This window comes from Neoakkermansia glycaniphila, assembly GCF_900097105.1.
Classification (GTDB): Bacteria; Verrucomicrobiota; Verrucomicrobiia; order Verrucomicrobiales; family Akkermansiaceae; genus Akkermansia; species Akkermansia glycaniphila.
This window is the reverse complement of sequence record NZ_LT629973.1, coordinates 1,801,343-1,827,795: the sequence shown is the minus strand read 5'-3', so window position 1 is coordinate 1,827,795 and position 26,453 is coordinate 1,801,343. Positions and strand designations below refer to the sequence as shown.

The 26,453-nt window shown below is 53.1% G+C and carries 24 protein-coding genes; 11 read left to right on the top strand and 13 right to left on the bottom strand.

The window, feature by feature from the left end; translation table 11 throughout:
- The first annotated feature begins 32 nt into the window (after positions 1–32).
- Complete coding sequence (locus tag PYTT_RS07570; RefSeq protein ID WP_067777321.1) at positions 33–1,181, top strand: glycosyltransferase family 4 protein; 1,149 nt, start codon at positions 33–35, stop codon at positions 1,179–1,181.
- 24 nt (positions 1,182–1,205) lie between these two features.
- Here PYTT_RS07570 and PYTT_RS13035 read toward each other — a convergent pair whose 3' ends face one another.
- Together PYTT_RS13035 and PYTT_RS07560 are read right to left on the bottom strand one after the other, a co-directional pair.
- Positions 1,206–2,279 (bottom strand): glycosyltransferase family 8 protein, encoded by a 1,074-nt coding sequence (locus PYTT_RS13035; protein WP_083076914.1) that lies wholly within the window; start codon positions 2,277–2,279, stop codon positions 1,206–1,208.
- A gap of 634 nt (positions 2,280–2,913) precedes the next feature.
- The gene (locus PYTT_RS07560; protein WP_172801787.1) at positions 2,914–5,412 is read right to left on the bottom strand and encodes a polysaccharide pyruvyl transferase family protein; all 2,499 of its coding nucleotides are present in this window, start codon (positions 5,410–5,412) and stop codon (positions 2,914–2,916) included.
- 408 nt (positions 5,413–5,820) lie between these two features.
- Here PYTT_RS07560 and PYTT_RS07555 point away from each other — a divergent pair, with 408 nt between their 5' ends.
- Complete coding sequence (locus tag PYTT_RS07555) at positions 5,821–6,876, top strand: glycosyltransferase family 2 protein (protein ID WP_067777331.1); 1,056 nt, start codon at positions 5,821–5,823, stop codon at positions 6,874–6,876.
- Between the two features lie 73 nt (positions 6,877–6,949).
- Positions 6,950–7,954, top strand: coding sequence for a glycosyltransferase family 2 protein (locus PYTT_RS07550; RefSeq protein ID WP_067777334.1), 1,005 nt, complete (start codon positions 6,950–6,952; stop codon positions 7,952–7,954).
- A 9-nt stretch (positions 7,955–7,963) separates the two neighbouring features.
- On the opposite strand, the gene PYTT_RS07545 is transcribed toward PYTT_RS07550, so the two are convergent.
- The 8 genes from PYTT_RS07545 to PYTT_RS07510 form a co-directional block, all read right to left on the bottom strand.
- Positions 7,964–9,016 (bottom strand): glycosyltransferase family 8 protein, encoded by a 1,053-nt coding sequence (locus tag PYTT_RS07545; RefSeq protein WP_067777337.1) that lies wholly within the window; start codon positions 9,014–9,016, stop codon positions 7,964–7,966.
- Positions 9,003–10,103: a glycosyltransferase family 2 protein gene (locus PYTT_RS07540; RefSeq protein ID WP_067777340.1), complete on the bottom strand. Its 1,101-nt coding sequence runs from the start codon at positions 10,101–10,103 to the stop codon at positions 9,003–9,005. Before PYTT_RS07540 ends, PYTT_RS07545 begins: the two co-directional genes overlap by 14 nt.
- 48 nt (positions 10,104–10,151) lie before the next feature.
- Complete coding sequence (locus PYTT_RS07535) at positions 10,152–10,958, bottom strand: acyltransferase family protein (protein ID WP_067777342.1); 807 nt, start codon at positions 10,956–10,958, stop codon at positions 10,152–10,154.
- Entirely contained in the window at positions 10,913–11,194 is a 282-nt protein-coding gene (locus tag PYTT_RS13765) for a hypothetical protein (RefSeq protein ID WP_245741019.1), read from the bottom strand. Before PYTT_RS13765 ends, PYTT_RS07535 begins: the two co-directional genes overlap by 46 nt.
- A 147-nt stretch (positions 11,195–11,341) precedes the next feature.
- Positions 11,342–12,214, bottom strand: coding sequence for a translation elongation factor Ts (gene tsf, locus PYTT_RS07525; RefSeq protein ID WP_067777343.1), 873 nt, complete (start codon positions 12,212–12,214; stop codon positions 11,342–11,344).
- A gap of 24 nt (positions 12,215–12,238) precedes the next feature.
- Positions 12,239–12,922 (bottom strand): 30S ribosomal protein S2, encoded by a 684-nt coding sequence (gene rpsB / locus PYTT_RS07520; protein ID WP_067777347.1) that lies wholly within the window; start codon positions 12,920–12,922, stop codon positions 12,239–12,241.
- A gap of 95 nt (positions 12,923–13,017) precedes the next feature.
- Positions 13,018–13,380, bottom strand: coding sequence for a hypothetical protein (locus PYTT_RS07515; protein WP_067777349.1), 363 nt, complete (start codon positions 13,378–13,380; stop codon positions 13,018–13,020).
- 30 nt (positions 13,381–13,410) lie between these two features.
- Entirely contained in the window at positions 13,411–13,845 is a 435-nt protein-coding gene (locus tag PYTT_RS07510) for a TniB family NTP-binding protein (RefSeq protein ID WP_067777351.1), read from the bottom strand.
- Between the two features lie 50 nt (positions 13,846–13,895).
- Between PYTT_RS07510 and PYTT_RS13370 the strand changes: the two genes are divergently transcribed.
- Together PYTT_RS13370 and PYTT_RS07505 are read left to right on the top strand one after the other, a co-directional pair.
- Positions 13,896–14,042, top strand: coding sequence for a hypothetical protein (locus PYTT_RS13370; protein ID WP_156850344.1), 147 nt, complete (start codon positions 13,896–13,898; stop codon positions 14,040–14,042).
- A 25-nt stretch (positions 14,043–14,067) separates the two neighbouring features.
- Positions 14,068–14,649, top strand: coding sequence for a hypothetical protein (locus PYTT_RS07505; protein ID WP_067777354.1), 582 nt, complete (start codon positions 14,068–14,070; stop codon positions 14,647–14,649).
- 533 nt (positions 14,650–15,182) lie between these two features.
- Here the strand turns inward: PYTT_RS07505 and PYTT_RS07495 are convergent.
- Positions 15,183–16,253, bottom strand: coding sequence for a ParA family protein (locus PYTT_RS07495; RefSeq protein ID WP_067777357.1), 1,071 nt, complete (start codon positions 16,251–16,253; stop codon positions 15,183–15,185).
- A 107-nt stretch (positions 16,254–16,360) separates the two neighbouring features.
- Positions 16,361–17,005, bottom strand: a complete 645-nt coding sequence (locus tag PYTT_RS07490; RefSeq protein WP_067777359.1) for a hypothetical protein — start codon at positions 17,003–17,005, stop codon at positions 16,361–16,363.
- A gap of 105 nt (positions 17,006–17,110) precedes the next feature.
- On the opposite strand from PYTT_RS07490, the gene PYTT_RS07485 reads away from it, so the two are divergent.
- Positions 17,111–19,966, top strand: a complete 2,856-nt coding sequence (locus PYTT_RS07485) for a hypothetical protein (RefSeq protein ID WP_067777360.1) — start codon at positions 17,111–17,113, stop codon at positions 19,964–19,966.
- Here PYTT_RS07485 and PYTT_RS07480 read toward each other — a convergent pair.
- Complete coding sequence (locus PYTT_RS07480) at positions 19,963–20,379, bottom strand: DUF4339 domain-containing protein (RefSeq protein ID WP_067777361.1); 417 nt, start codon at positions 20,377–20,379, stop codon at positions 19,963–19,965. The two genes, PYTT_RS07485 and PYTT_RS07480, sit on opposite strands and share 4 nt — an antisense overlap.
- Positions 20,380–20,518: 139 nt before the next feature.
- Between PYTT_RS07480 and PYTT_RS07475 the strand changes: the two genes are divergently transcribed.
- From PYTT_RS07475 to PYTT_RS13360, 5 genes are read left to right on the top strand one after another with little or no spacing between them, the layout of a single operon-like run.
- A complete protein-coding gene (locus PYTT_RS07475; RefSeq protein ID WP_067777362.1) occupies positions 20,519–20,965 on the top strand; it encodes a hypothetical protein in 447 nt (148 codons plus the stop codon).
- Between the two features lie 2 nt (positions 20,966–20,967).
- Positions 20,968–24,303, top strand: a complete 3,336-nt coding sequence (locus PYTT_RS07470; protein WP_067777364.1) for a hypothetical protein — start codon at positions 20,968–20,970, stop codon at positions 24,301–24,303.
- Positions 24,304–24,307: 4 nt separating this feature from the next.
- Positions 24,308–25,135: a glycosyltransferase family 10 domain-containing protein gene (locus PYTT_RS07465; RefSeq protein WP_083076927.1), complete on the top strand. Its 828-nt coding sequence runs from the start codon at positions 24,308–24,310 to the stop codon at positions 25,133–25,135.
- Between the two features lie 50 nt (positions 25,136–25,185).
- Positions 25,186–25,560, top strand: coding sequence for a hypothetical protein (locus tag PYTT_RS13365; protein ID WP_141675869.1), 375 nt, complete (start codon positions 25,186–25,188; stop codon positions 25,558–25,560).
- A gap of 4 nt (positions 25,561–25,564) precedes the next feature.
- Positions 25,565–25,864: a hypothetical protein gene (locus PYTT_RS13360; RefSeq protein WP_141675870.1), complete on the top strand. Its 300-nt coding sequence runs from the start codon at positions 25,565–25,567 to the stop codon at positions 25,862–25,864.
- The last annotated feature ends 589 nt before the right edge of the window (positions 25,865–26,453 follow it).

Here is a 26,453-nt window from a genome sequence, read left to right as displayed (position 1 = left end):
CCGTTCCAAAGACTTACTTTACTCAGGTTGGTATGCAAAAAAAGAAAAGAAAGATCAAGGTCGCTTTGATCATCAATGAGTTTTTCGGCGCGGACGGCACAGCTTTCGGTGGTTACGGATTTTTGGCCCGAAAATACATTGCCAAGTATATCCCCGACGAAGATATCGAATTGGACGTTCTAGTTGACCAAACCCGCTATAAATTCCGGAAAACGCAAGTGGATGGCGTCAACCTGTATCGGCTTCCTTCCCGCTTCGGCTTGGCGCGGCTGTGGCTGTGGTGGAAGAATTACGATGTCTATTTGAGCGTCGAGCTGGTCACAGACTTCTTCCTGCGCCATGAGCCCAGAAAAGACAAGAAACTTGTTCTCTGGATTCAGGATCCTCGCCCATGGTCCGAATGGAGAGAAATCAATACGGTCGAGAAATTTCCCGAACCGTGCTACTACAATCAGTCATTATACGACTACGCCCATGAATGGTACCGACAGGGGCGTATCCGCTTCGTCTCGCAGGCGCATTTCCTGAATGAGAAGGCGATCGACCTGTACCGGCTTCCCAACAACGTACCGATCCAATACCTGCCGAATCCAATCGATCTCGATCTGAAGTTCGATGTGACCACATTTCCCAAAAAGAACCACGTCATCTTTCTGGGTCGCATCGAATCGGTCAAGCGCGGATGGCTGTTCTGCGAAATTGCCAAAGCGCTTCCTGAATACGAATTCTACATGCTCGGACAGACCTTCCGGGAAGCAGATGAAAATACGGCCATCATGGCTCCCTACAAGAATCTGACCAATCTGCATTTTGCCGGGCATGTGGACGGCGAGGTGAAAGAGACATTCCTGAAAGAAGCGAAAGTTCTCGTCAATACATCCATCCACGAAGCTCTGCCGATTTCATTTCTGGAAGCTCTGGCATATGGTACATTGCTGGTCAGCTGCCGCAATCCGGAGGATCTTACTGCACGTTTCGGCGAATTCGTCGGTACTGTACTAGGCGATGGCTACGAACAGGTTCCGCTATTCGTGGATGCAGTCCGCCGCCTGATGGAGGATGAGCCCCGGCGCACCCGCTTGGCGGCAGAAGCCGTAGCCTATATTCGAGAAGTGCATAATGTACCCCGCTTCGTACGCGATCTCCGCGCAGTACTTCACGAAACCGCACAAAACGCCTGAATCCGGACAGCACCGGGCCACCCTCTACCGGGTAATCGCCAGAAACGCACGCAGAGAACGAGCAGCCTTCCTGCTGTATTCAGCCTTGCGGGAGAATCTCCGCCGCAAGGAAGGAGGCGATACCTTGGCACACAATCCAGCCACACCGGCGGCGATGCCATGGACAAACCAACGACCTCTCAACACACCGCGCGCCGGAGCTCCCGCACGTAAGACCGCATAAAACGGATTACGACGAGCATATTCCCACCATAACGGAGCGAGAGGCTTGTCCGGATGACTCCACGGCTTCTGATCCCGAATATAATGGACAATCCTGTAAGAGGCAGGCTCATCCATGATCGTTTGTTCCTGTCGCGACGTTTCTTCGGAAAATTCATAGGGAGCGCATTGATGGTATTGGTAGTTCCATTCGCCGGGAAGGAGCTGCCACCTGTTCTCACATGCAATATTCAGAACATCCTGATCATGCTGGATAAAACGATTATTCCGAGCAAGATCCAGCAGACGGCGTTCGAGCTTTATTTCACGGAAAGCTTTCAGATTCATCAGAAGAACGCCTGCATTGAAACTGTGCAAAGGATTTTCGACGCCCTGCTCCACAATGGATTGATGCCATTCCTGATGCCACGAAGGATCGATCCAATAAGTAGCGATTTCCTTGACGCCGGCGACGAGGTAACCTTCCAGATCACATCGGTACAACAGAGCCGGATCGTCCATAACGAGCAAATCGCAATCCAGATAGAGTACGGAATCGTAATCCTCCAGCAAACTTGAAAGAATCAGGCGATAATAGGTAGCCGAACTCAAATGCCTGTCCACGAAAAGCTTGTCCAACTCCTCGCGGTACTTCTGCATATCAATATACCGTAACGAAAAATGCTGACTCCCGCTAGGCAGAATGGATGCCAGAGTACGCTTCATTTCCGGCAGGATACCACCGTCCAGAATCAGGATATCGTAGTTGAATTCGGACGATGCATGTTCGACAAGAGATTGGAGAGTAACCCCCAAATAGGGAGCATACGTCTCATCCGCCGAGAAAACGACGGGAATATTGCGTTCGGTAAAAGCAGGAATGATAGCAGTTGACATGGAGATGAAGGTTCTATTCCTAGTTTCGTTTGCCTGGTCGAAGCATCCGGCGAATCAATATTGCAATCGCAACATTTTCAATAATGTTAACAGATTTATTATCCGCTATCTAACTGTTTTCTCTTATTCCCATGAATTGAACTTATTGTGATGGCGAGTGCATATCAGATGCGATGCAGTAGCCGTTACGGAAAATAGAATATATTGACAAAGAATAAATTGCGCGAATGTGTTTGACGCCGGATAATAAATCTGCTCTCCTATCACATCAGACTCGCATGGAATCTCATTCGTTTTATTCACATATAGATGCACTGAACTTCGTCAGCAACATTACATTTAATTGCAAACCGAATTCGGCCATTCTTCATTATATATTTTCACCACATGCCATGCCCCGCCTCATCACCGCAGTATCCCCCACACACCAGATGTGATGGCAGAAGCAAATTACTGCCGTTCCGCCTTCATCGTGTGAGAATTTTACGCTCCCACAAAGAGGAGAAATACCCTTTTCTCCGCTCCGAACACCCAAAGAACTTCGAAAATAAAGTTCTTCACAAATATTCGGCTTCCGAAATTTCTCTTGTCGTTGCGGATGATGGATGGAATCACCATACCGACGCAGTTCTCGTCACGCTTTGCGTTGCCGCAAGAAGGGCAAGTAGGTTCTAAGCTGCTGCTTTATCACCCATTCCCTCCGGCCCAGAGCATGGCGAACAACTGGCTGAGCCTGCCTGATCTCTCGACGAACAGCTAAAAGAGATTTGGACAGTTGATACACGGCGCTCATTCTTTTGACTCTGTACAACAAGGAAAAACAGGAACGCTTTCTTTTCACTTCGCGCGCTAGCCTCTCTTTTTCCATTTGCACCCGGGGAGACGCCTGCTCTTGTAAAACTTTTTGGAGCCAATCAAGAGCATATTGTTTCAGAGAAGAAATCGTTGCATGAACTCGCCGGTAATCGATAGGCGTCGTCAATAGTTTCTTCGCGACAACCTCATCGACCGAGGATACAAGTCGATCTTGAAGGCCAAGTTGCTTGAAAAGAGAAAGAAATCGGCCGGCTCCACGTTCGGCATTTCCGATACAGATGAAATCGCGTTGGTAGATGATCGCAAAACATGCACCATGGAAGGAGTCAGTGATCACATACCGGCTGTGTGCAATATTATGGATGAACTGTTCGACTGTCAGATTTTCTTCAATTCCCGGAAGATCCATCTGCCGTTTTTTGGAAGTAAAATCAAACTGTGCGTCAAGCATATGTACCGACTGGCACGCCAGCACCGATTGTGCATATTGGAGAACAGCCTTCTTGCCGACACTCGGATCCAGAAGGTAGGAAGCCAGATACGTCTGTTCCGTTCTCTGGACCGGAGCAAGCAAAGAAACGGCATCGTATTTCTTCCGGGAACAAAGAAACACTGGGTCAAGAATATGTGTACCCTGAATACCGTATTGGCTTCGCAAAATATCAAGAGCCGAATCTTCCCTGACCGAAACCGCATCGTAACATTGAAGCATACCCTTCGCACGCCGCATTTGCTGCGGATTGCGAATATCGTTTGCATGGCCGAATGAAGAAGCGATCGCGATACGCTTTTTCTCCGGGTTTGCAAAACGCAGCAGGCTGTAATCGTCGATATGCTGCTGACCCTCGTTGTAACCGATGTTCCAGACCTGATCCGATCCGCTGGCAAAGACATCGACCATTTCATTCAACCGCGCCAAATCCCGCGGATGCGCCATCGGGGGAGTCGTATGAAGCCACCGCTTGGCAAATTGCCGAAAAACCGTCAATGTATCCGTATAACGCAGCATCTTGCTCCGGGAGCCAGACAGGGGAGCCGTATCGATGAGCACAGCACTATACCCCATCTCGTTGAGCGCAGCCATCGTCGCATACCCGTTCAGGATAGCACCATAATTACATGAATACCAGAGACCGACAATACCCACATCATAGCGGGGAAGCAAAGAATCCATGCGCTTCCGAACCAGTTCGGGCAGCGATAGACGGCCGGACAGCTCATCCAACATGGCTTGGCGCCCCCGGGGCTCGGGCCATGACCTGAGGAAAGACACATTATCGAACAATGCCTCATCCAACGGTTCGCGGGAAAGGAAAATACGATCTTTCAATTGGCCGAGCAACTCCTTCCCCTTGTCCGTATGCACGAGGACAAGCGAAGCGCCTTGCCGCAAATCCCATGTGGGATGCAGGTGCTCAAGCCCCCAGAAATCGCCCAAGGTCAAATCCGAACAATGGGGAAAATCGTTGAACTGGCAGTTATGGCATGTTTCGTTCAGGCACAGATCATTCAGGAATGCCTGCATGTAGACGTCATCCGCCGGATTGACCGTCTGGGTACTCCCGCCTTCATACGTCAGTTTGACGTGGGAATGCTGCCATCCGGCCCTCTCCTTGTGGCGAAATGCGATATGCTCGAGTTTTTTGCCTGCCATTTGTTCCCGATGGCTTTTATAGCGGTCCAGCAGATGAATGGAAGGCACGCCATGGCAAATCACATCGCACAGGATCAGATTAGGATCATTCCTGCCCAGATAACTTTGCAAGCCCGCCGTTTGGCATGCGGTCCCCGTAAAAAGCACGGGAGTCTTCTTCTTCAGCTCCTGAGCAATTTCCCTGAAAATCTTGTGATCCAGAAAACTCTGCGTATATTTGGCGCCTCGAAGCGATGCCAGCGACTGCTCATCCCGCACCAGAACATGTCGTGCATGGAGCTCTTCATCCAACGCAACCCCTACCACAATCCCGCCAGACTGCAAAATATGGCGGGCCAGCTCCGTAAACATGCCACCGGAAGAACTCTGCTCCCTTACCGCTGCATCGAGAGACCACGCGGAATACGCCAAGGGAGCAGCCGGCGGAGCCTCCTGTTCCGGGCCATCCTGTAAAATGGGGCAGACTTTGGCACACTTATTGCAACGAATACATAGTTCTTCTTCGATCAATGAATTATAGAAGCCGTCCGCATTCAGGCGTATGGAAATCGCCGAAGTCGGGCATATATTGGCGCAAGCGGCACAGCCCGTACATGTATGAGCCGTCGCCAGAACAGGCACATCGGCAACATTCCTTTTCGATCGATATGATTCCTGAGTCATTCTCGCGGGCATCGTAACAGATTCGATATCCGCACGACAAGCAATTTGTTCGTTCTTATCATTTTATCAAGAAAACCAACCATGAGGCAAAAAAACCAAAAAGTATTGACTACTTGATTATCTACCGTTTGATGCAGAAAAAAGCAAGCGGATATCGAATCCGCTTGATTATTCGCAAAAATACCCCCATTCGGCACCACCGGACAGGATATGCGCCAAACCGGCAAATGAACATCCCGCTCAACGCAGTGCATGAGTATGCGCATGCGATATTCCGGCACAGGCCGGATTCATGCGACATCGTCTGCAAATACGCTGCACACATCTGCCCGGCAATGCCTCCACCGTATTTCATTGACTCGAACCGATCAAATTTGTATAGTTCCTTCGCGTTCCCTGACTGACGATATGCCTCTTGTTTCAATCATTGTGCCTGTTTATAATGTAGCGGCGTATCTCCGGGAAAGCCTGGATAGTATTTGCCGGCAAACACTGCAGGATATCGAAATCATCTGCATCAACGATGGATCAACCGATGCATCGTTGAATATCCTGCAGGAATACTCTTCCAAAGACTCGCACTTCCGCATTATCTCCCAACCCAATGGCGGCGTTTCGTCTGCTCGCAACACGGGGCTTCGTGCTTCAACAGGGGAATACATCGGATTTGTAGATCCCGACGATTACATCCATCCGTACATGTTCGAACGCATGGTATCCATCGCCAAATCGAAAAACGCGGATGTCGTGGAATGCAGCGTCAAATTGATCCATCAGTCGGATCCGGGCCTTTTAGGCGGAATACTGCAACAATGGCATGACGTACCGACGCAGGACATGCCCGACTTCCGGTACGAAGGCATCCATCAAACGCTTGTTTATCTATGGAACAAAATCTACAGGCGGGAGATGCTCGAAAAGAACGACGTCCGCTTTATTGAAGGCATGACCGGCGAAGATCTGGTATTCAATGCATCCGCACTCCCGGCCTGCCGAGCTCTGTTTCGCATCGATGATGTCCTCTACTACTATCGATACGGCCGCCCGGCATCCATCACGAAAGACTATACCAATCTCAAAAAAGCCGAACAAACCTATGCTACGCTCTTGCAGCAAATGGTCGCATGCTCCGAGAAATGGCAGCAATTGGGAATTTTCGACCGGGTCGGAAAAAACCTCTTACCCTTGGTTCAACACCTCTTCCAAAACTTTTTCTTCAAACTCCCGGCCTCTGCCCGCAAAACCGGCTTCCATCAAATGCAGAAAATTCTGCTCTTGCATGGCTGGACAACCATGTTGCAGTATCCCGAATTCGGCATATTGAGAAACATTGCCGACGGTCGTTATGCAAAAGTCGTTTGGATCGAATTGCTCAAAAGAAAAATCGCACGCTCGAAACCGGGGTATCTGGCAAGACGGCTTGCGGAACGCGCCGCCATATCCCTCACGATGCATCAAAGGTAAGGCGGCAACACGCACCATGCGCCTTTTCCGGTCTTGAGTCCGGCTCAAGGCAATGTTAAGATGCGGGCATACCATGCCTGTTCTCTCTATCATCGTTCCCGTCTGCAACGTCGAGCAATATCTGGCGCAATGCCTGGATTCTCTTCTGAATCAATCTTTTCGCGACTTTGAAATCATTTGCATCGACGACGGCTCTACGGACGGCAGCCCGGCGATTCTGGACGCCTATGCACAGAGGGATGCCCGCGTGCGCGTCGTACACAAGAAAAATTCGGGATATGGGCATTCCATGAATATCGGCCTATCCATGGCAACAGGCGAATTCGTAGGCATCGTGGAATCGGACGACTTCATTGCTCCGGACATGTATGAAGTGTTGATCGAGGCCATCAATCGGTTGCAGGTACCCTATGTCCGCTGCTTGTGGTTCGATTACTGGGATGATGGCAATATGCACCCCTCTTCATCCTGCCTGTGCGGAGAACAGACAGAAGAACACAAAGCCTCACCCCTCGCATGCACGGAAATCTTTCATGAGCATGCCGCTATCTGGGCCGGCATCTACAAACGCTCCTGGCTGGAAGAAAACGACATTCGATTCCTTGAAACGCCCGGAGCATCCTATCAGGACTCTTCCTTCTTCTTCAAAGTGCTGGCCCAATGCGGCGAAATGGGCTTCGTCCGGCTCCCTTTGCTGTACTACCGGCAAAGCAACCCGAACGCCTCCATGAAAAGCCGCCAGAAAGCATTCTGCGCGTTCGACGAAGTGGAGGAAATGGAAAGATACTGTACAGCCCGGCTTCCCGAAAACGGAGAAGCACACGATGTCCTGTTCCGCCGTGCATTCGCCTTCTTCCACTGGACTTTCTACCGCGTCAGCCGAGAATGGAAACTTCCGGTGCTGCGGCGCGCACGCCCCGTTCTCCGCCGCCTCCGGGAGCAGGCGCCCCATGCCGGGCAGGATATGCCCCCTCGGGAACTCCTCTTGGCGCAGGCCATGATGCACTCGCCCGCCGTATTCCTGTGGAGATATTACACAGGCAAAGTGAAAGAACGCATCTTCCGCCAGAACGGATAAACCGCTGCTTCAGGACTTCGTGCGAACGAGCCGCGTCCCCGCCGAGAGCAATTTCCCGTACATCTTCAGGAGACGCGGGCAGCGAATGGCCATGCGAGGGAAAAGCATCAGCATCTTGCCGACACAGGGCCTCGTGCGGTTCGCCACTTCACGAATCTTCAGAGGTTCATAGGGCACACAGTGCCGCCACGGCGAAACTTTCCATAAATCGAAGAACATGGCTTCCTGCCTATTGCGCGGGCCCACAAGGATATTGGGTTTGGCCGTCGCGTAGTGGATCACGGCGGGATGCTGCGCCGCCTCCTTCAACTCCGCTTCGGTATAGGCGCAGCATGCTCCTATATCTTCCAGATAGTTGCCGCGCAGAATTCTGTCTTCAAAAAAGGCAATGGAACCGTATTTGTACGGAATGGTTTTGATCCTGCCGTGCATCACGCTGTTGATGATATCCTGATCCGGCGCACCCAGCACTTCGGGTGGAACGGAATACACCTTCCCCATCATCCTGTCCTCAATACCGTCCTGCCGGATCCGGTCGAGATCGAGCAACAGCTGTCCCGCACAATAGTAGGGCGTACCATCATCCGGCACGTCGAACGCCTCGCGATAGGCGTTCAATCCTTCATGGCCTTCGCGAGCAGCGCTGAGTTCTTGCGTGGCTCCGGCATAGCACTCGCCGAGATCGATTTGGAAAAGCTCTTCCAGATCATCGCAAATCAACACATCGGCATCCGTATAAAAGATTTTGCTGACGTGCGGCAGCAAATTGGCCAGGCGCAAGCGGTAGTAGGTGGCTACGGTAAAGCGGAAATTGCTCGGAAGATCGTTAAATTGATTCGACAGATCCCAGTAGGTGACATCGAAACAGGGGTAATCCGCCTTCAAATCCTCAATCATGGCCTTGCCCTGCTCCGTCACACCGCCGTCGAGCACATGTATATCGAAATGGCGACCCGGCTTGGCATGCAGCAAAAGCGAATAAATGGCAATCCCCAAAGGCACGGAGAAATCCTTGTCTGCCGAAAAGGCAATGGAATAGGTTTGTATATTATCGTTTTCCATGGAATATAGAGAATGTTTCATGCAGTTTGACCTTCAGCTTGCCGGCAACAAGCCTCATATAGCCGGACAGAGTATAGGTTCTCAACACATCATCCTTGTATGGATGGATAGCAGGCAACTGGTTTCTGTAGGAATACCAGAGCATGCTCGCCCGCGCCACGGAGCCAAGCCTCCCGCGCTCCAGCAGCGGCTGGATGAAATGGCGGCGAACGCGCGAAAACAGGTTCAGGTTCGGCCAACCTCCGGCTTGCTCAAGATCGCTCCACATACGGTCGAGATGGCTCGCAAATGGCCGGATATCCTTATTCCTGATATGGCCGCATGTCTCAAGCAAACGAACCTTGTTCAGCAGATCGACGGTCAGAAACTCGGCAAAATCCCTTTCAGTCCGCGCCCTTTGAAACAGCACATCCCAATGCTTCCACAGCAACAGCACCATATCGTCCGCCGCCGCCTTCGGAGAATTGGATGAAGCGCCATCGACGCTGAACGCAACGAGATCTTCCTCAAAACACCGATACCTCAGCTTGCGGTCAAGAAGGTGGCACATGAAATCGCAATCGGCTGCAATACGGAACGCCTGATCGTCGAACCCGCCGATCTCACGCATGATATCGGTTCGGCAAAAAAGCGTCTGATGGCAATAGGGACATGCAATATACGCCTTCTTGACATTCGGCGACCATGATTCGAGAAACTGCCCGCCGCTCTCCTTGCGCGCACCGCCGAACGCATAATCCGCCCCGCCTTCGAGAATGGGAGACGCCAGCTTGCGGATGGCTCCCGGCAGAAAACGGTCGTCGGCATTCAAAAACGCGATCACCGTACCGCGGGCAAGCCGGAGAGCCTTATTCATGGCATCGTAAATCCCCTGATCCGGCTCACTCACATAGCGCTCGATGCGCCCCGCCTGCAACTGCTCCTCCAGATAGCCGGGAGTACCGTCCGTCGAAGCTCCGTCGACGACCAGATGCTCAATGCTCAGACCGTCCTGCTTCTGCTCGTACACGGACTGGATGCAGGCGGGCAACTGCTCGCGTGCATTGAAGCATACAGTGACGATAGTAACATCCGGCGCGGTATTCATGAGAGAGTACGAAGATTATAATGCTTTTTCGTGCAGTCGCAAGCGTGTTTATGCCTGTTTGGTCTCATGCGACGCAAATTTGGCGACGATTTGAACCGATTTCCGGGCGCAAACATGCAGCAGCCACGCGCTCAAGCAGGAAATAAGGAAAAGAACCAGCAGGAAACACAAAGGCGGCAGATGCGACAGAACGGAAGATTCGAGTTGCGCGAAAATAAACTCATGCACCAGATAAAGTTCCAGGCTCAACATACCCATCCATGCCAAAAATGACCGAACCGAAGAAAACAGGCGATACTTTGACAAAGCGGAGAAAAGCCGAGCCAGTAAATATGTGACGAACGGAATGATGCCCGCCAGAATCACAATAATGTTGACGGGACCCTTGTGGAACTGGGGCGCCCCGTCCAAAAGGTAAAAGTACGCACCCGAACCTGCAGCAATGATCACAACCTGCCACGGCCATGCCACCATCGCCAGAACATCTCTTTGACGGCTGTACAGATACGCCCACACGGCACCAAGAATAAAAGCGGGAGAACGGGTAATCAACTCATGAAAACGGGAAACCCAGCCGGCTGGGAACACATGGCCGGCCAGATCGGCAGCAAACATCAACACTGCCAGCAGCAGGCACAGCAGAGGAAGCCGCACGCGGTTGGGGGCATGCAACACCCGAATCAACAGCGGCAGCAACAGAATATACACAAAATAGGCTTCGATAAACCAAAGATTGATTCCCAGCAAATAGCGTATATCGTACCATTGAAGCGGAGCCTGCATGATGCAGAGCTTGCAAATACCGGCGATCAAGGCGGCAGGCAGAACACGCAAAATTCTCCTCTTGTAAAACACCCATGTACCGCTCTTGCAGCAGGAATGGTAGCACCCCAGACCGGAAAGAAAGAAGAAAAAACCTCCACGCCCCACCACAACACGGCAGGCCCTGCAAAATCGAAAGGAAAGAACGTATAATGCATGCCTTCGAGCTTATCGAAGTGATGCAGCATGATGCCCAGCATGGCCAGCCCCATCAAGGCAGCTCGATAGGTGGAGAGAAGTTTTTCAGAAGATATTCTCGCTGTGTGCATTGGCTAATGAAGCAACAGCAGGCGCACCCTGCACCTGCCGTTGCCGCCAATAGTAACAAAGCAAACCGATTTTAGCAACGGTTTTTCGACACAAAGAAACCCCGCAAGGAAAACCTTGCGGGGTTGAAAATGCAATGGCTGCGATGCTTACGCACCAAGCTGGAAACGCTTGAAATCGACGACCGTAATCGTGTCACCGAGTTCCTTGGACTTCGCGGCAAGGAGAGCTTCCACCGTAGTGGACGGATCCTTGACGAAGCCCTGGTTCACCAAGCAGCTCTGAGCGTACAGGGCCTTGAGCTTGCCCGGAAGAATCTTCTCAAGCATGTGCTCGGGCTTGCCTTCCTGCAGAAGCTGGGCCTTGGCGATTTCCTGTTCTTCGGCCACGAAAGCGGGGTCAAGGCTGGAGGAATCGACGCTCTTGGGAGCGGCAGCGGCGATGTGCAGGGTGAGATCCTTGGAGAGGGCCTTGAAGGCATCGGACTTGGCGGTTTCTTCCTTGCCGGAGGCAACGGAGAGAAGAACGCCGACCTTGCCGCCCATGTGAATGTAGGAGGTAATCGCTCCGTTACCGGCGACGCTGAGGCGTGCGAACTTGCGCAGCATCATGTTCTCACCGATGGAGGAACACATGGCCTTGATGTACTCTTCAACGCTGCCTTCGCCCATGGAAACCTGAAGGGCTTCTTCAAGCGTCTTGGCTTCGGAGGCCTTAAGAGTCTTGGCTACTTCGGCCACGAGGCTCTGGAACTTGTCGCCCTTGGCGCAGAAGTCCGTTTCGCAGTTGAGTTCAAGCAAGATACCGTCGCATCCGCAATCGGAAACGAGGGCGGCGATGATACCCTGATTGGCTTCGCGGTCTGCCTTGGCTGCGGCCTTGGCAATACCCTTTTCACGAAGGAACTTCACGGCGGCATCCATATCGCCGTCGCATTCAATAAGAGCCTTCTTGCAGTCCATCATGCCCGCGTCGGTCTTGTCGCGGAGGGATTTGACGAGTGCGGCTGTAATTTCTGCCATATTCGTATTGATCTGGATGGAAGGTTAGGCCTGCTTGGCGCCGTTGATGGCGGCGACGAGGCGGGAAAGGATGAGGCGAATGGAACGCACGGCGTCGTCATTGCCCGGAATCGGATAATCGACAGCGTCCGGATTGGCATTCGAGTCGGTCAGCACGACAACGGGGATGTTGAGGCGATGAGCTTCGCGAATGGCGATATCTTCGTGATCGGCGCCGATGGCCACCATGGCATCGGGAGAACCGCCCATATTGCGGATACCCTGAAGGTTGCGGGAAAGCTTGGCGCGTTCGCGATCGAGAGCGGCGATTTCCTTCTTGGACATGCTCTTGAACTCGGGCTGCTTGTCGAGGTTTTCGAGCCAGTCGAGGCGGGCGATGCTCTTCTTGATCGTAGCCATGTTGGTCAGCATGCCACCAAGCCAGCGGTGATTGACATAGTACTGTTCCGTGGCTTCTGCCGCTTCCTTGACGGCTTCCTGAGCCTGGCGCTTGCAGCCGACGAAGAGAATCTTCTTGCCGCGGCGGGAAAGGTCTGCGAGGAATTCGCAAGCTTTATCGAGGCACTTTTCGGTTTCTTCCAAATTGATGATATGGATACCGTTCTTGTCTGCCAACAGATATTTCTTCATGTTGGGGTGCCACTTGCGGGTCTGGTGTCCGAAGTGGACGCCAGCTTCTACCATCTCGGTGATGAGTTCGTTAATCATATGTGTGTGAATTGCCCTTCCTTCAAGCAGGTGAGGGCGGGTGGTGGAAAGTGCTGTTCTTGAGCCCTGAGCTTCCCTTTGTTATCATAACAGCATCAGCAGGGGCAAGGAATATAGGTTTCCACACGGCATTTGTCAATCAAAATATGGCAGATGCAACAAAGTTTTAGGCCGGTATTCCGGCAACCCAACAGTATTGCCCAAGCACCGGCGACCAGGATATTGACTCGACCTACGCACTCCGTGGGAAGTGCGACAAGCCGGGCGTCTCCGCTCTCCTCCTCTCGTGCGGTTTCAATCCAGCGCGTGATCGAGTGGGCGCGATCCCACGGCACGGAGAAATACCGCTCCATCGTATCGATATCGACGGCAAACACCGTCGCGGAACTATACGTCCGCGACACCAGCTTCCCGCCATCCTTCTCGCGGCCTACGGCCAGATACAGTTGCGTAATCATATCAACTACTCCTTCCTTCGCGATAACCTATTACTTTGCCGCCCCCGCCAGCTCCTGCAGGAAACGGTGCGTCCCCAGGAAATGCCCCCAGGCATATGCCTCACCCTTCCGCGCCGCCGCCGTGGCCACCGCCCGCATCCGCTTCACATAGCGGCCGAAACTGCACGTCTGCAACACCTCGCGGATCACCTCCATGCTCGCCCGGCCCACCTTGTCCTCCCCGGGATCCGGCAGCCCGAAGGCCCTCCACACCGCCGCGATATCCTCCTCCGGCAGCTCCGAAGGCAGCTGAATATTGATCCCGCGCTGCACCGTCTGCGACAGCACCTTGCGCCACTTGCTCAGCATATCGCCCGCAAGACGATCCTCCCACACCTCCGTCCCCACAAACACCAGGGCGCAGCCCGTCCGCTCGTAAATCTCGCGGAACATCTCGATCACCTCCGCCCCGCGGTCCTGCCCCATCGCCACCTGGTGCGCCTCATCGACAATCAGCGTATGCCGCCGCCGAGGCCATGCTGGCAGCCCTCAAGGGCCAGCAGTTTGAGGATGCGGCAAGCGACTGGGCATACTACCAGACGACCGTCAGCAAGCTCACCCACAAATCTACCGCAGGCAAGGCCATCCATACGCTGGCCGTGTCCGCTCCTGTTATCATTTAATCAACAATCAAATAATCAATATATTATGTCTCAAGTTACCGTAGATCATCTCAAAACTCTCCGCCTCGGCAACGTCGTGTCGTTTGTCGCAGCCGGAGACAAGTATACCGCCGCCACCGACATCGCCAAAGCTACCGATGTCGACTGGTCGATCCTCGGATGTGTCGAGGAGTTGTCGCACTCCCCGCAGACCGAAGACGACGCCGTTGCCTATTTCGACCCGAACACGCAGAAATACAACGAGGACAAGAATACAGAAGTCAAGTCCGACCAGTTCAAGACGAAGATTGCGGACTGGTCGCCATTTGTCTGGCAGCTCAAATACCGCACGGAAAATCCGTTGGAAACGGGCAAGATCGTCCCGATGTTCGCACTTTCGGAGCCGTCCGTCAGGTGCTGGGTCAAAGTCGAAAAGTACGACGGCAAGAAGCGTCTGCTCTGCACTCAGTACCTGTTTTGCGACGTGCGTATTGACGGCGAAATCGCCGAGAACAACAAGCTCGCGCGCCCGACGCTCATCCTCGACGTGGTGCCGTCCGTCAATAACGGAATGATCGCTACCGAGGCGTTGACCGGCACTCCGGAGGCACCTGCAGGAGGCGAATAGAAACGCAAGCTACAAAACTGATTGAAAAAAAATGAAAACATTAAGAATCAATAATGTAGCTTGCGGAGAAGACGACACGATTATGCGTACGTGTACCTCTTCCACGGGATTCGGGAAGCAGAAATGCTCGCCAGGAACCGTACTATGTCAGGCTTACCCTGATATGAGAACGCTCCGCGCGAATCCTGCGACGCAAGAATCAAAGGGATTCCCGCGAAGTCTGCGATCTGGGCTTGCAAAGCTTCGCGGGTTTCGTCCGCTGCATGCGTAGTGGACATCGCACTCTGCTTTACAATTACGATAGCAAAAGTCACCCCTTGCTCCTTGATTATGGCTCCATCAATTGTCATAGGCCACAATAGATAACATAACAGGCCGTCAAAGACAACGTGGTCACTCTAACCTAATTTGTCATGGCGTCACCCCTGGAGCTTTGCGGCTCCGGGGGTGTTTTGCATGCGGCCAAAAACACAGAGTAAACACCAATAATGTATTGATATTCATTCTGCCAAAGCGGCCAATTTTGAATACAATTACGCAGTCAATGCGATGACACGTTGAGCCAAAGCCTCAAAAATACCACGGAATTTATCACGATTCCCGATCATATTTTCTTTCGTGATTCCTCCAACGTTTCCAATCTGCGCGATGTCGTCATCAGACAGAGCGAAGACAGGTTTCGAAACCTGCTGACTAATGGCGATCAGGGAATTAAAATCAGGAACGTGAGCAAGGTCATACGGATGCAATTCACTTCCAATCAGCACATCGCGAAGATCGTCAGAAGATATGACGCAGTCAATATCGGAAAGCGATGGCACGAATTTCTCATTGATTTCACGCCCGATAATATCAATCCAGCGTTGGAAAGCCACTGCTGGACGCTCATTTCTCGGCCTGTACCTCTGTTGTATAGCTCCGAGGAATTTCGGCGCATTGCGAATAAAATACGCATCACTCGTAAAATCATTATCTTCCCTGAATCTGCAAATCTCCCGTTTCCATTTTCTAATGTTCTTCTCCAGCGACCCTATGGCCTGTAAGCAATAGTAATCGGGAGATGTTAGAACGATAAAGTAGTCACTCGACATGAGGATAACCTCGTTCAAACCTCCGACATTCGGACTAAGGTCATAAATCACATAGTCCATATTATGATTATCAGCAATGTTCTTCAGGACTCCGGGTAGATTGCCCGGAATGTTTCGCGTCGCCGGTACACCTTGAGCGATTTTAAGCGATACACTGATCTGGGCATCCAGATCCGAGACATCCAAATGCCCGGGCAGGCAGAAAAGATTTTCCTTTTGCGTCCGCAAAAGGTTACCATCGCTCGAAACGATCCTGGATACCGAATGGCCGTCGATCAACGATCTCACAATAGGTTGCATAGTGAGGTTATTGCGATTATTGTAAAAATTGATCATCGCATCATCATCAATCGCGATATACCCCATCACGAGACCGGTTAAATTGCATTGGGAATCAAGGTCGATCATCAGCACGCGCTTCCCGGCTTCGGCAAGACTCCAACCCAAATTGAAGGCTGTTGTCGTCTTGCTGACGCCACCTTTATGATTGAATAAGCAGATTGACTTGGACATGGCTCTTGAGGTATTGTGATTGGTTATCGTGTATGAGTCAAGCGTATTCCGCTCCAAATATCTGGGCTAGAAATGTATGTTCGATATTTTGCCGAAAATGTTTGACGTCACGGCTTGTAATCGCTGTCGTACCAACCGTCGGATGCTGATCCGCCTCTCTCTCCATCGGCAAACGGCTCAAACAGCTTGCAGGCCATGACGGTTGCAAGCGCTCCAAGCTCCTCCGTGGATGGCACCGCCTCCGGCCACGGCCTGAAAAATTGGGAGTACCGGAGCTTGTAGACGGCGCGCAGCTTGCCGTCTGGCAAGGAGTAGCATAGCGTATCATGGCCGCGCGGGCGGAACAACTCAACGCCCATGTCGCGCTCGTAGTCCGCAACACTGCGCCCGTGAGCCTCCGGCGCAATCGGGATTGTGAGGCATTTGGCCGATGTGGCCGAGACCGTGCCGCCCTTGATTTTGAGGGCGAGGCCGTAGCGGTCACCCCCCTCGCCGAAAACGATGCTGAAGGAGTCGGCGTCACTTGGTCCCTCGCTCCATCTGTCCGGGATACCCTGCGCCCAGTTGGTGTCTTTGCGCCCCGCCCCGTGCGTGGGCAAGGCGGGGTTGTCGAAGTAGTCGTTGCCGCGCTCCCGGTACCAGTCCTGTATGTAGCGCGTCATGCCGCTGGCGATCGACGCATTGACATTTGGCATGTTGTCGCGCCCGGCCAGCGCGATCATGTCGTCAAGTCCTGTGATTGCAAACTCCATGACCCAATGATGCCGCATGCGACGTGTTTCCGCAAGGCGTGACGCGGGGGCTAGCCCACCGGCATCTTGTTGATTGCTAGTCCGCAAGCATGGGATAATGAGGGCATGGCTGACGCTGAATTCACAATCACTGGCCGGACGCAGGTTGATACGTCCGGGATGAAAGACCTTGCCGACACGGCCAAGGACGCAAAAGACGCAATCGACAAGATCACTGCCACCCCGGATGCGTCCCCCAAGGTGGATGCAACCGGCATCGAGGGCATCAAAGACTCCGCGCAGGAGGCCAAGGAGGCGGTAGATAAGCTCACGACGACACCGGACGCCGTGCCGCGCGTCAATACGACGGAGATCAGGAGCGTGCCGGAGGTCGTTAACGAGGCTAGAGACGCCATCGACGAGATTAACGCCGTAGAGGTTGCGCCCAAGGTGGACACGAGCGGGCTTGAGCGCGTCAGGGAGGTGACAGGACAGGCCAAGCAAGATCTTGAGGAGATGTCTGCCGCCATGGAGGCGGCCATGGCCGGAATGGATGCTCCCACGCAAAACGCCATGCGCTCTCTTGAGGAGCTGCTTGCCAAGTATCAGGAGATGGAGTCCAAGCTCAAGAGCGGCAGCTTTGAGTTTGACTTTGACTCTGAGGGTAATGTGCAGTCGCTCAAGGATGTTGAGCGAGCAATCGAGCAAGTGATCGACGCTCAGGTTATGCTCTCCGACCAGACGTCTGATATGGACTTTGGCGGCAAGTGGGGCGACCAGGTCAACGAGGACGTTGACAAGGTGCTCAATGCTTACAATACGGAGGTTGAGGCGGCGGAGGCTGCCGCCGAGAAGCTGGTGGCAGCCGAGGAAAAAGCACAGAAGGCCGCAGAGGAGAGCGCGGACAAGGTTATTGCCGCCTACAAGCGCAAGCAACAACAAATGGGCCGCTCGATCGATCAGCTCAAGGCCGATCTCGAAGAGTACAAGCGCAAAATGGAGGAGGCCGCCAAGGCCGGTGACAAGATCGGTCAGGCCGAGGCCATCAAGGGGATTGAGGACACCAGCAAGGCGATTAAGGCTGTTGGCACGGCTGGACGCACGGCAAGCGGTGGATCCGAGCAGGCCGCGCGCTCCATGAGTACGCTGGCGCGCATGTTTTCGACGGGGCGCGTGGAGGGTGAGAGTCTGGCTGCGTCGATCCGTGGCATCGGCAAAGCACTCAAGACGGGGCTTGGTCCTATCGGGTGGGGTATCATCATGTTTGAGGGCTTGTCCGCCGCCGGGAAGTTATGGGAAATGTTTAAAAATAAGTCCCGTGAGGCCGCCAAGCAGGCCGAGGAGGCGCGAAAAAAGGCCGAGGAGGAGGCCAAAAAGATGAAGGAGATCAAGATGGATGCGGTTAAGGCGGAGAACGCCCACGAAATCCAAAAGGCTGCTGACTACATGTACAACAAGGCCCTTAAAACAACGATTGAACTTGAGCGGCAAACACAGGAAATCAAGCACCAGCTCGCTCTTAAGCAGGGCGAGATCGATCAGGATATTATGGACATCAACAGCGAACGTGACAAAAATACATACAAGCTCAAGATACAAAGTGTAGACGAGGGGTGGACTCCGGAAAAATTGGAAGACGAATTGCAGAAAAATGAGGACGCACGCGCGATGGAGTTGGATGCAAAAAAACAGGAAAAGCTCATGGCTGAACGGGATGCCAACTTGCAGTCGGCGTACAAGACTTTCCAATCCGTTTTTGATTTGATGCCATCCATGCTGAACACGGGAGGGGACATTATCAAAAGCTCGAAGGATGTTGATTTGTTTGTGACTAAGCTGCGTGCAGCATACGTGGATAGATCGGCAAAAAAAGACAGAATGGGATTTATGGATGACGTGGGTAAAGATGTTTATGAATTCGGTTTGCGCAATGAAGGCGTAAGCTTTTGGGGTAGAAAGTCAAATGCCGAGGCATTAATCAGCTCAAACAAAAGTAAATTCGACGAGCTTGGCAAAAAATTAAATCTTACTGAAGAAGAGATGGTAGTCTTCTTGGGCCAATACACGGACGAGCTGTCTGATATGATTGGCGAAAAAAGAAAGGCATACGCAAAAGAATACACATCAATCAATGAAAGAGTCAGAATATTAGAGGGAGAGGTAAATCTCGATACAAGCGGAGCGAAAAAGAATGACAAAGGCGAGTACGAAAAGGAAGACATCCAAAAAGCAGCATCCGCCAAAGGCGTAAAAGCCGACGAGATGAAAAAAAGTTACAAAGATGGGTGGAAGTTACTGGATCAGATTTATAAAAGTAATCAATTGCTTGAGCAATCAATCGAATCCGTGGGGAAGGGGATGGAAAAAAGACAGGAAATATCTGTGCTCAGAGACGCCGCCAATCAAAAAACACGCGAAGATGAAGCCAATAAATACAAAATGGAAAAAGCTTTTGAGAAGATTGTCGAGGGCGCGAGTATCGAGGGATTGAAAAATCTGTATAAACAAGCCCAGGACGCGCTCGAAGATGCAAAAAAGAACGGCAGTAAAAAGGACATACAGGAAGCCGAACAATTTGCCGACAAAGTTAAGGGGATACTCGACAACAAGCAGGATGCGGCAGACAAAATGACGAAAGAAATAGACGACGCTATCGCCAAGGCTCTAAAGGACAAGAGCCTTAAAAAGAAAGATAGACAAGGATTACTCGAAATGAGGGATAAGCTAAAAAAAGCGGCATCGGACGGAAACCTTGACATGTCCGAGCTACAACAAGTCGCCCCCTATGTAGACGCTGCGGCCAAGAGTGCAGAAGGAGTCAAAGAATGCGTCACTCAAATGACTAATGCCACGTTAGATATGGCTAAAAGCCAAGCCAAGATTCAAGGCGAAATGGAAGGAAAATTTCAGGCATTGGCAGATCATCTGCAAAATGAACTCGATAACATTAAGAGACAAATGAAAAACAAGCAATCAAATTAACTACGCAACTGATGTCTGAACATCTGACGCAATACGTAAGAGACAGCAATTGGGAAGATGTATCCAAGAGATGAGAGCGTGAGCGGCAATCCTATCTCAAGCGAACCTTTTGACCACAATATCGCTCCTGCTATAAACTGAGCAAGAGCAGCACAAATAAACACGATAAAGCTTGTCGTAAGAAGATTGTCGGCGAACTTATTTTGACGTGGAGTTAATATCTCATTTTTTTCCCTTTCGTATTCTGCCCTCATGTCGTCGATGGCGTCTCTGATCGGAATCCACTCGTCAGCATTTTCGCCTCGAATCATCATATCGTCTGTAATTTCTCCCCTCCATAATGCGTTTCGTATTATCGCGTAAGAAAAAGGCCCCTTAACCTGCTTACCAAAATAACAGTAGTATTTCGCCATACCCCCACACTACCACGCGTCGAATTCGGCGGCAAGCGAAAAAGTCCAACTTACAAGCCAACGCAAAACTCATTGACATCACCCTCTAGCCCACCACGCTCCGATTGCTCCCTGTCCTCGCACGCCGTACAATAGGTGCATGAGGACAAAAAGCACCATCCCCATTACCTTTGACGGCCTGGACATCCTGACGCCGGGCGGCCTGTACGACGGCGAGGAGATCAGGATGCCTCTCAGCTACACCACGGAGGCTGTACCCGGCATCAACCGCCTTGCCCCCGCCCTGTACTCTCACGGCAACGTCTCCGGCACGTTCGACGTGACCACCTCCCGCGACTTTGTGGACGCGGCAGACGCGCAAGCCGAGTTTGCCGCGCAGCTGCGCACATGGCGTGGCAAGGGGGTCGGAGTCCTGGTTATCGACGGCATGCGGTATGAGGCCGTCCTGACCTCCTTTGATCCACGCCTCTCACGCGCCAGCACCCGGCTCACGCTCGGCTACAGCTTTGCCGTCGGCAAGGAGCTGACGGACTCCACCGGCGGCGGCTCCACCACCCTCCCGGACGGCTACATACCCATCGGCTGATTATGATTACTCTGGACGTACAAGACCTGCGTGACATGCAGTGCGAGAGCGGCAGCCTCGACCTGCAGAGCATGGATGCCTCAACCCTCTCCCTGACATTCGCCCGCATGGACGGGGAGTTTTTGCGCCGCTGGGTGTATGGCGAGCGGCTGCGCCTCACGCGGAGCGGCAAGACTATCTTCGAGGGCTGGATCCGTGACATTGAGCACAGCATCAGCGCGGGAGCTCGGCGTGTCTCCATCTCCGCCGCCGACAAGTGGGACGACGACGGCAAAAACATCTACTTCGCCCGCGAATCCACCACCTCCGGATATATCGGCAAGGCGACGCCGAGCAGCACCGTCTATGTGGCCGACACCGTCCGCGACGTCCTCAGGATCGGAGGCGCGAACATCGTCACCTCTCCGGGGACGATGAGCGAAATGGTGCCGTTCGCATCATCCTCAGAGACCCGGCAGAATCTCACGAAAAAGATAGGCCGCTGGGTGCCCAACCTCATCAGCCGTACGGAGTGGGACAAGCCGCCCGGCAGCGACGAGGAGATTAAAAAAGTCATCATCGCCACGCCTCGCGAGTACCCTCCTGCCATCATCGACGTCAGCGACATCGTGACCGAAACGATCCAGCTCAAGCCCCGTTACGACCTCTGCCCGTCGTCCGTGACCATCATCCGCCACTGGACGGACTCCCTCGGCTACAACCACACGACGACGTGGACGGTGCCGGAGGGCGGCAATCCCCACGCCGTGGATGCGTATGTGTTCGAGACGAACGATACGGCACAAGGCGACAACGAGGAGGTAGAGGACAAGTGGGGCAAGGATCCCGGCACATCGACCGGCAGCGGCACCAATAGTGCCAACACTCCGCAGCGCATGACGATCAAGGGGCGGCACATCCCGGATGCCGAAAATCTCACAAACGGAAATACGACGAACACCAAGTTTTGGGGAGAATATTACCCTATATTGCAAGGTCTTGATGGACTCTTGGAGTACAGTCCTCTCCGCCAAACGTGGAAGGTGTACGACCAGGACGAGCCGGATCCCGGAGCGAGCGACAGCGAGGCCGCCAAGGCCGAAAACCGCAAACCTTGGAACTACGGGGAGGATCCCAACACCAACTCCCGGCTGCGATACGCACTATTCGAGGGCGAAATATCCGACAAATTTAAAAATGTGCGCTGGGTCAACGCAACTCTCGAATGCTACGTGCGTTTCAAGGATGGCGCCGTAATCCCAGCCGGTCATGATCGAAGCCGTCTTGCTCGATTTTTCCGGGATGATGATGCCGACGACACGGAGTTTGACAAGGAGGGCGACAACGCAGCAGCCAGCGCGAAAAAGAAGGCGTTGAGACGCATCCTGACGCTTGATTGTGTGCTTATTGACAGGTTTCAATCCTCCTATCTCGAAACAGCCGAATGCCCCGAAGTGGATCCCGCGCAGGAAGACTATCCCACGGACGAGGACAAGGAGGAAGCCGAAAAGGAAATCCCCGCCGACTACGCTGCCGCCGCCGAAGCCTATTACAACGCCACTCGCGACCTGCAGTATGACGGCTCCATTACCATCCGCCAGACACCGGAGGAGGCAATCAACTACCTCGGCTGCCACCTCTCCATCAAGGGCGGGTTGCCGGAATGGGAGACCATGCGTACCATCGTGCAGGGAGTGAGCATCGACCTGATGACGGACAGCGTCTCCCTCACCCTCGGATCGCGAGATCAGGAGTTTGAGACGCCCAAAGCCCGCAATCTCACCAAGGAGGCGCGGGAAATCACGGAAGACGAGCGCACCAGCGGCAACATGGCCGGAAGCGGCGGCGGCAGCCTCGCCGATACCAACCGCACGGAAGAGGAGAAAAAAGAGGCGCGCGGTAAGAAAAACCGCCCATCGTCCCCGGCCATCGGGCCGAAGCTCGACACCAAGGACGACCCGATCGAGTACCACCGCAGGCCGTTTGAGATCACAACCAAGGCAGCCGGATACAAGACGGAGGAGGGGCATGTGTACGGCACCTATGGCGACCCCGTGAAGGTCGAGTCCAAGGAACTTTCCCCGGAAGTGAGCGACTGGTACCTCGTGTACAAGGTCAACAAGGACAAGTCGATCGAGAGTGCGCAGATTACGGACCGCAAAACGGACGTACACAGTTACGACGAGACGCAATCCACAGGTGCGTGGCCAGCCATCTACTGCATCCATCTGGCGCACATCGAAAACATGTCCATCTCCCAAAAATGGACGGGAGACGTGTATTTTGACGGCGCGGAGCGGAACCTCATGCCGTTCGAGTTGTATCGGCTGGCGGACAAGTGGCTGATCAATCGCGGCAAGGTTGTATCTCCCCTCGGTGAGCCGACCGATCCGGCCTTGTACCAGGCTGTCAACGGTGTGATTGCCACGCCGGGCAAGTGGTACCTCAACTACAGTATCAATGATGAGAGCAAGCTGGTGACGTTTGCCGAATTGAGCCAGCGGTGGCAGCCGATCCACATGTATGACAAGGCCTACCACAACAACGAGTGGCCGGCCACCTACTGCATCCATGTCGCCACCGTCAACCCCAACGGCACGGTTATCCAGCACCACACGGGAGACGTGTACTTCGAGGCGGAGCTCTACCCGCCCGGAGGGGGTGAGGACAACCCGTCCTCATCGGACTCAAGCTCGGCCGGAGGAGGGAGCATCCCTGTGTTTGTGGATGCCGACAACGGGGCGGATTCGGCTCGCGTGGGAATCGGCGTGCGCGACAGGTCTACGCCTTCCAAATGGCATTACTCTGTGGAGCTCCAGTACGCCAACGAGATGCCATCAACCGATCCGACAACCGGCTACTCCGACCAGTTCGGAGGAGTTTACTCCTGCGCTATCACAGGCACAGGCGCGGGCTCAATCTATGTGTATCCTTTTCGGCGGCCTCACATCTCATACGGGTCGATCGTGTATCCCATGTCCACTCAGGACTGGTCGTACGCAGGCGACATCGAGTCACAACGCGCGTTACACACCTACGGTCTCACCTACGCCGCCAAGTGGACGATTGACGACGATATCTCGCCCGGAGCAGCCCCCATCGGCAACCCTCGCATCCTGCGCGGTATTGTTGAGATACCCAAGGGCGGCGGCCTTGAGATCGGAGCGGAGATCGACCCGGACAGGCCGCAGGCATACCACTCCATGACGGATGCGGAGCTTGCCGCGCATGGCTGGGTCAAGGTATGCGGAGGCATGCCGGATAGTGTGGACGGACATACGCACGCCCTGTTCATGGCGACTCGCAGGGGCAAGCTTTTTATGTTTCAACGCACCCAGAATTACGACTTAATCCCTTGATTATATGATAAAAATAGCATTTGTAGACTGTTGGCCGATGCACGACCCCAACAAGGGATGCCCGAACTGGATCCTTGAGCAGCTCGACGGCATCGCGGAACTTGCACCCCTGCGGGAGGCGAGCCTGGTCATCGGCTCCAACTACGGCAGCCGGTGGCGTGACCTGCAGGGCAAGCCTTATATCCTCCATACCTGTGAGCCGTGGGGCCGCATGGACAAGCGGCACGAGCTGGCTGCTCACATCCTCGGCTACGACCCGGACGGAGAGTCATGTACGCGCCTGCCGAGCTGGATCATGTACCTTAATCCTCACAGGGATTACAGTGCCCCCGGTACGGTGGCGGCTGAGGAGGTGGCACGCCGCCGCCGCAAGATCCTCGCCGTGGTGTCGGACAAGTGGTGCCCGCCGCGCAACATGATCATGACGGCAGCCCTCGACCGCGGCCTGATGGACTCCATGGGCTGCTGGATGCCGACGCATCCGCAGGTGCGCAGCAAGCACGCCGTGTGCGAGATGTATGCCTTTGTCCTCGCTGCCGAAAACGGCAATGCACAGCCGGGATACACCACCGAAAAAATCATTGATGCCATCAACGCCGGGGCTATCCCGGTGTACTGGGGCGCGGAGCAGTCGGACATCAACCCGGCGCGCGTGATCGACCGTGCGAACTACGGGAGCGATGCGGCCATGCTTGACCATATCGAGGAGCTGTCGCGGGATCCTGAGGCGATGGCTGCCATCATCAACCAGCCGGTGTTCCTGCCCGGTAAGGATCCACGCCCGCACATCCGCGAGCGGGCGAGGGAGGTGGTTGAACGGATGTGTCATTAGCAAGGATCATGCCTGTTGACAATTATATAAGTTAGAATATAGTATAAGGCATGGTGACAAGCAAAATTAGATCAAGGTGCATTAACCCTGCATGTAATGGGATTCCTGAAATCGTTGGCATCAACGATTTCGCCATCGCATGCAAAATCTGCGGTATTACAACATATAAAACAGCGACGGATGAAGAGGGCGCGTGGCAAAATTGGGAAGACATGATTTCACAATTTCCTCAATATGCACGCGTTAGAACAGGAGATTATATAGGATGCAAAAATAACGGACTTTCATACAATATGATTGTTGATGAGATAATATTTAGCGGTCGGACTTACACCACGACGGGGGAAAGCTTCCATAAATCTTGTCTCGCGAGCTATTTAGGCATCACAAACTGGGATGCCGGATCACCGAAAGAAAAAATATAATAAAATGAAAACAGAAGTAAATAATACTATCTTTGAAGATGTTGAGAGCCTTGCAGAACAATACAGGGTTATAATGGGATCTCAAAGGTTAGAAATTAAAATATGGTTAAATACAAGAAGTCAGCTGTACAGGTACGACGTGAGTCATCATTACCAAAGAAGCGATCAGGGAGCACCCTACATAAGCAGCTGTGTGTATGCACATACAAGCCTTGACGCACTCGAAAAGGCCGCAACATACTTAAGGTTGGCTAATAATCCAAAAGACGATCTAATTCAATGGTTTATTAATCCTAATTTTTGATAAACACACCATATTCCAGCCGACTACGAACAGGATATGAAGCAAGTCTAACCTCAACCAGCCCCGCCCCTCAAAGGCGGGGCTTTTCGTGTACTGATTTTGCGGTCATAGCGCGCTTTTCCGCATTGCAAAAAAATTACAAGTAATTTTCTTAATTACTTATTTTCAACGTTTTATCAATAAAATAATCCACGCACTCCGTGAGGAGTGCGACGTGCGCCCACATCGTAGGATCGTTAAATTCTGAACTGTTTCAATCCACGCACTCCGTGAGGAGTGCGACATTTCGCAGGCGACGGCTGACTCATAGTCTTCAAAGTTTCAATCCACGCACTCCGTGAGAAGTGCGACGGCGCGTGACCCCCGGCTCCGGGTGCGGGTCGGAGTTTCAATCCACGCACTCCGTGAGGAGTGCGACTTTCTGCCTGCTCAAATAAAGCATTAACACATTCAGTTTCAATCCACGCACTCCGTGAGGAGTGCGACTTGTGATTTTGATTTCTTCTCCCGGCTGCGGAGAGTTTCAATCCACGCACTCCGTGAGGAGTGCGACTGCCAATACCATAACATGCTGATACAGCCTTGTCCA

Coding starts and splice junctions, on each gene's coding strand:
- PYTT_RS07570 (WP_067777321.1), top strand. CDS start 33: ATGCAAAAAAAGAAAAGAAAGATCAAGGTCGCTTTGATCATCAATGAG.
- PYTT_RS13035 (WP_083076914.1), bottom strand. CDS start 2,279: ATGTCAACTGCTATCATTCCTGCTTTTACCGAACGCAATATTCCCGTC.
- PYTT_RS07560 (WP_172801787.1), bottom strand. CDS start 5,412: ATGACTCAGGAATCATATCGATCGAAAAGGAATGTTGCCGATGTGCCT.
- PYTT_RS07555 (WP_067777331.1), top strand. CDS start 5,821: ATGCCTCTTGTTTCAATCATTGTGCCTGTTTATAATGTAGCGGCGTAT.
- PYTT_RS07550 (WP_067777334.1), top strand. CDS start 6,950: ATGCCTGTTCTCTCTATCATCGTTCCCGTCTGCAACGTCGAGCAATAT.
- PYTT_RS07545 (WP_067777337.1), bottom strand. CDS start 9,016: ATGGAAAACGATAATATACAAACCTATTCCATTGCCTTTTCGGCAGAC.
- PYTT_RS07540 (WP_067777340.1), bottom strand. CDS start 10,103: ATGAATACCGCGCCGGATGTTACTATCGTCACTGTATGCTTCAATGCA.
- PYTT_RS13765 (WP_245741019.1), bottom strand. CDS start 11,194: ATGCACACAGCGAGAATATCTTCTGAAAAACTTCTCTCCACCTATCGA.
- tsf (WP_067777343.1), bottom strand. CDS start 12,214: ATGGCAGAAATTACAGCCGCACTCGTCAAATCCCTCCGCGACAAGACC.
- rpsB (WP_067777347.1), bottom strand. CDS start 12,922: ATGATTAACGAACTCATCACCGAGATGGTAGAAGCTGGCGTCCACTTC.
- PYTT_RS07515 (WP_067777349.1), bottom strand. CDS start 13,380: ATGATTACGCAACTGTATCTGGCCGTAGGCCGCGAGAAGGATGGCGGG.
- PYTT_RS07510 (WP_067777351.1), bottom strand. CDS start 13,845: ATGGGGCAGGACCGCGGGGCGGAGGTGATCGAGATGTTCCGCGAGATT.
- PYTT_RS13370 (WP_156850344.1), top strand. CDS start 13,896: ATGCTGGCAGCCCTCAAGGGCCAGCAGTTTGAGGATGCGGCAAGCGAC.
- PYTT_RS07505 (WP_067777354.1), top strand. CDS start 14,068: ATGTCTCAAGTTACCGTAGATCATCTCAAAACTCTCCGCCTCGGCAAC.
- PYTT_RS07495 (WP_067777357.1), bottom strand. CDS start 16,253: ATGTCCAAGTCAATCTGCTTATTCAATCATAAAGGTGGCGTCAGCAAG.
- PYTT_RS07490 (WP_067777359.1), bottom strand. CDS start 17,005: ATGGAGTTTGCAATCACAGGACTTGACGACATGATCGCGCTGGCCGGG.
- PYTT_RS07485 (WP_067777360.1), top strand. CDS start 17,111: ATGGCTGACGCTGAATTCACAATCACTGGCCGGACGCAGGTTGATACG.
- PYTT_RS07480 (WP_067777361.1), bottom strand. CDS start 20,379: ATGGCGAAATACTACTGTTATTTTGGTAAGCAGGTTAAGGGGCCTTTT.
- PYTT_RS07475 (WP_067777362.1), top strand. CDS start 20,519: ATGAGGACAAAAAGCACCATCCCCATTACCTTTGACGGCCTGGACATC.
- PYTT_RS07470 (WP_067777364.1), top strand. CDS start 20,968: ATGATTACTCTGGACGTACAAGACCTGCGTGACATGCAGTGCGAGAGC.
- PYTT_RS07465 (WP_083076927.1), top strand. CDS start 24,308: ATGATAAAAATAGCATTTGTAGACTGTTGGCCGATGCACGACCCCAAC.
- PYTT_RS13365 (WP_141675869.1), top strand. CDS start 25,186: ATGGTGACAAGCAAAATTAGATCAAGGTGCATTAACCCTGCATGTAAT.
- PYTT_RS13360 (WP_141675870.1), top strand. CDS start 25,565: ATGAAAACAGAAGTAAATAATACTATCTTTGAAGATGTTGAGAGCCTT.